Here is a 3249-nt window from a genome sequence, read left to right on the forward strand (position 1 = left end):
GCATACACCGACACATCCACCGGCGCCAGATCCAACACACCCCCCACCGGAAAACCCGGCCCACGCAACGAGAACTGCTCCCACAACCGCCAACGGCGGCCCAGCAGCAGGGCGCCGTCGTCACTCATGGGCCACGCCCGCCGGAACCTCCGCGAGCTCCTCGGCGACGATCTCCGCCAGCTCCGCGGGGGTGGGATAGGCGAAGACCAGGGCGACCGCGATCTCGGTGCCCAGCGCCTCCTGGATGCGGCCGGTGATCTGGAACGCCGTCAGCGAGTCACCGCCGGACTCGAAGAAGTCCGCGTCCGCGTCGAGTCCTTCGTTGCTCAGCGCCTCCTGGTAGAGGCGGGTGATCAGTTCGGTCAGCCCGGCGGTGGTCCGCAGATCGTGCGCGACGGCCTGGTCCTGGACGGTCATGGTGGCTCCTTCGGAGTGAGGAATGGTGAAAGGTGTTGAGTGGGGCAGGCGTCACGACAGGGCGGACAGCGGTGGGACGGCGGGCGGCGGGGCCTGGGGGCCCGGCCCGGCGGCCACGCCCGCGCCCGCGCCCATGCCGGCCAGGGCGGCCGGCGAGTTGCCGCCGGAAACCACCACGGCCGTACGGCCGCGGAAGCCGCGCCGGAGCGCGCCGGCCAGGGCCGTGCTGCCGCTCGGTTCGGCGGGCAGGCCGGCCCGGTGCAGCAGCTCCATGGCCTGGAGGATCTCCTCGTCCTCGACGGCGATCAGCTCGTCGACCCGCCGCTGGACGATGGGGAAGACGATCTCGCCGGGCCGCTGGCCGCGCAGTCCGTCGGCGACGGTCTGCGACGCGGGCAGCTCCACCGGACGCCCGGCGGCGACCGATACGGCGTAGCGGCACGCCTGTCGGGGCTCCACACCGATGACCCGCAGCGGGCGCCCTGCGACGTCGGCCGCCAGACAGCTGCCTGCCAGCAGCCCGCCGCCGCCGACCGGTACGAACAGCAGATCGAGATCCGGCACCTCCTCCAGGATCTCCAGGGCCACGGTGCCCTGTCCGGCGACGACACGTTCGTCGTCGGAGGAGGGCACCAGCAGGGCACCGGTGTCCGCGGCCAGTTGCCGGGCGAGCCGGTCGCGTGCGGCGACGCCGCCGTCCACCGTCAGCACCCGGGCGCCCAGTCGGCGGATGGCGTCGGCCTTGGCCCGGCCCGCTCCGGCCGCCATCACCACGGTGGCCTCGGCACCGGTCCGGCGGGCGAGTGCGGCCACCGCGATCCCGTGGTTGCCGGAGGAGCCGGCGACCACCGCCGGGGTGTCCCGGCCGAGCATGGCGTTGGCGGCGCCCCGGGCCTTGAACGAGCCGCCCCGCTGGAGGTGTTCGGCCTTCAGCAGCAGTCCGCGCAGCCCGGGGCCGGACAGCTCCGGCAGTGCGTCGGCGGTCAGCAGCGGCGTACGGCGTACCGGTCCGCGGATCCGTTCCGCCGCCGCCCGTACCTCGGCCGGGCCGAGGCGGATGCCGGCGGCGGTCACGACGTCCGGCCCGCGACCGGCGGGCCGCCGTGGTGCAGGGCGGCCCGGTCCGTCTTGCCCGTGCGCGTGGTGGGCAGCCGGTCGATGCGGTGGAACCGGCGCGGCATCATGTGCGGCGGCAGGGCCTGTGCGAGGTGTCTGCGCAGCTCCGCGTCGGTGACCGCGTCCAGCGAGCCGGCGACATGGGCGTACAGGAACACCCGTCCCCGTTCGTCCGGTTCGGCGGTGACCACGGCGCCGGTCACCCGGGGGTGGCCGAGCAGCACGCCCTCGATCTCGGCCGGGTCGACCCGGTAGCCCCTAATCTTCACCTGCCGGTCGGAGCGGCCCAGGTACTCCAGTACGCCGTCCGGCCTGCGCCGGGCCAGATCCCCGGTGCGGTAGGCGCGGGCGCCCGGCCGTCCGCCCGGATCCGGGCGGAAGCGGTCGGCGGTCAGCTCGGGCCGGCCCCGGTAGCCGCGCGCCACCCCGATGCCGCCGAGGGTGATCTCGCCGATCTCGCCCGGGGGCACCTCCCGTCCGTCGGGGCCGGTCAGTCTCGCCGTCATCCCGTCGATCGGGGTCCCGACCAGGTCGGCGGTGGTCTCCGGTTCGGGGGGCACCGCGTAGCGGGTGGCGGTCATGGTGCATTCGGTGGGGCCGTACTGGTTGACCAGGCTGCCGGGCAGCAGCCGGCGGGCGCCGGAGCTGAGGAACGGCAGCAGCGATTCACCGCTGGCCACGACCAGGCGCAGTCCGCTCAGCCGCTCCTCGGCCCGGTCCTGCTGGGCGAGGAAGGTGAGGAAGGACGGGGTGACGCTCAGCAGGGTGTCGACGCCCTCGCGTCGCAGGATCTCCGTGAAGCTGTCGGCCCGCAGCAGGGTGCTCCGTTCCGCCAGGATCACGGTGCCCCCGGCGACCAGCGGGGCGAAGGTGTCGCGGATGGAGGCGTCGTAGCCGAGAGGCGCGACCTGGAGCGCCACGGTGTGCGGGCCGAGGCCGTAGTCGCGGGCGATGAAGCGCAGATACGAGTCGAGGCCGGCCCGCTCGATCAGGACGGCGTTGGGGGTGCCGGTGGAGCCGGACGTGTGGCTGACGTAGGCCAGTTGCCGTCCGGACACCTCCGGCCGCCCGCCGGAGGTCCCCGCCCCTGCGAAGCCGGCGGGACCGTCCGCCCCGTCCAGCTCGTCGAGGTCGATCACCGGTCCTTCCACCGTCAGCCGGGTGGTCCGCCGTACCGTGCTCCGGGTGAGCAGGGCGGTGGCGCCGCCGCTGCGGACCATGGCGGCCAGCCGGGGCGGCGGCTGCGTCACGTCCAGCGTGAGGAAGGCGCCTCCCGCGCGGAGTACCGCCGCCACCGCCACCACGCTCTCCGGCCCCGGTTCCAGCGCGATGGCGCAGACCTGCTCCCGCCCGATTCCCCGGGCGGTCAGGGTGCGGGCCAGCCGCTCGGTCCAGGTGTCGAACCGGCGGTAGCTGACGGAGCCGGCCGGGGTGCGCAGAGCGGTGGCCTCGGGCGTGCGCTCGGCGTGTGCGTGGATCGTGTCGAGGAAGCTCACCATGACGGCACGCCCCCCTGCCGGTGCTCCTGGTCGACGGCGACGAAGCGGAGTTCGGAGGTGTACGCGTTGCCCTGGTCGTCGGTGAGCCACGCGTGCTCGGGGGTGGGCAGCATCTCGGTGATGGTGAGCTTGGCCTCCGGATCCTTCCGCGCCAGCCGCCGCGCGGCCTTGGCCAGGATGTTCACGTACACCGGCGCGTCGAAGTCCACGTAGAACG

4 protein-coding genes are annotated in these 3249 nt (G+C 74.3%); all 4 read right to left on the reverse strand.

Features of this window, described 5'->3' with window-relative positions; translation table 11 throughout:
* Window positions 1-120: 120 nt before the first annotated feature.
* Window positions 121-417 (reverse strand): acyl carrier protein, encoded by a 297-nt coding sequence (locus tag AB0E67_RS36285; RefSeq protein WP_362035108.1) that lies wholly within the window; start codon window positions 415-417, stop codon window positions 121-123.
* A gap of 51 nt (window positions 418-468) precedes the next feature.
* A complete protein-coding gene (locus AB0E67_RS36290) occupies window positions 469-1491 on the reverse strand; it encodes a threonine/serine dehydratase (protein WP_362035110.1) in 1023 nt (340 codons plus the stop codon).
* A complete protein-coding gene (locus AB0E67_RS36295; protein WP_362035112.1) occupies window positions 1488-3032 on the reverse strand; it encodes an amino acid adenylation domain-containing protein in 1545 nt (514 codons plus the stop codon). The genes AB0E67_RS36290 and AB0E67_RS36295 overlap by 4 nt, the downstream gene beginning before the upstream one ends.
* The coding region (locus AB0E67_RS36300; RefSeq protein WP_362035114.1) for a hypothetical protein at window positions 3026-3249 on the reverse strand (224 nt) is incomplete at its 5' end. The genes AB0E67_RS36300 and AB0E67_RS36295, both read right to left, overlap by 7 nt.

The sequence above is a fragment of the Streptomyces sp. NPDC032161 genome (assembly GCF_040636995.1).
Lineage (GTDB): Bacteria > Actinomycetota > Actinomycetes > Streptomycetales > Streptomycetaceae > Streptomyces.

Excerpts from the sequence above, each read along its gene's own strand:
- AB0E67_RS36285 (WP_362035108.1), bottom strand. The coding sequence starts at position 417 with ATGACCGTCCAGGACCAGGCCGTCGCGCACGATCTGCGGACCACCGCC.
- AB0E67_RS36295 (WP_362035112.1), bottom strand. The coding sequence starts at position 3,032 with ATGGTGAGCTTCCTCGACACGATCCACGCACACGCCGAGCGCACGCCC.